The sequence below is a fragment of the Gilliamella sp. GillExp13 genome, from assembly GCF_001690815.1.
GTDB lineage: Bacteria > Pseudomonadota > Gammaproteobacteria > Enterobacterales > Orbaceae > Gilliamella > Gilliamella bombi.
On record NZ_LZHJ01000118.1, the window covers coordinates 1 to 752 of the forward strand.

A 752-nucleotide genomic window follows, 5' to 3' on the forward strand; every position below is an offset into this window, starting at 1 on the left:
CGCAGCTCATAGCTATAGTAACAGAATGATTTTGTTGTAGTTGCTGTGCCCACGTTTTACGTGCCTTTGTGGGCACTAAAGCTTTTTTATGATTTCTTCCTGAAGCTGTGATTTTAAGCTCAGCTCAGCAAACATCTATTTAAGCTTACGGTTTTCAGCCTCCAGCTCTTTTAAGCGTTTGATATCCGAAGTTTCCATTCCGCCGTATTTTTCCCGCCATTTATAAAAAGTTGAATTACCCATGCCATATTTACGGCAGAGTTCCTTGACAGGAATACCTGCTTCAGCTTCTTTTAAAATAGCGACGATTTGATGTTCAGTCATTTTTTTCATCATTAAATCCCCTTTTACTTTTATCATAGAGAATTTTCTACTTTTTTGCTGTACTATTTTAGGGGAGAGTTACAGTCTCCTTCTTTAATAATGCCTATAGGCTTTGCCTTTTCGCCTTAGATAAGGTTTGAATTGTTCATAGCGCGCTTTATTCTGATAAAGGTAGTTATAGATTGATTTTGGACACAGACTTTCTTTAAACGTGCGGCAATCTGCTCTGGGCTGTAATAAAGCATGAGGTATTTTTCAACTTGGCGCCATACCGAAGACTCTATTGGCTTACCATTACCGCTGTTTTTTCGCCTTTTCCTAGCTAGGGTTACCGCATCATGTGCTTGATAGGCTTGATTAGGTTTTGAGTTTCTTTTTATCTCTCGACTTATTGTCGAAGGATGTCTATTGAGTAGCTGGGCTATCTC

At 39.0% G+C, this 752-nt stretch carries 1 protein-coding gene and 1 pseudogene; both read right to left on the reverse strand.

Annotated elements, in window-relative coordinates:
• Positions 1 to 138 precede the first annotated feature (138 nt).
• Positions 139 to 336 (reverse strand): annotated as a pseudogene (locus A9G37_RS08660) (transposase); the annotation flags it as partial.
• Positions 337 to 449: 113 nt separating this feature from the next.
• Positions 450 to 752, reverse strand: a 303-nt coding sequence (locus tag A9G37_RS08665; RefSeq protein ID WP_065575269.1) for a helix-turn-helix domain-containing protein, incomplete at its 5' end; no start/stop codon positions are given.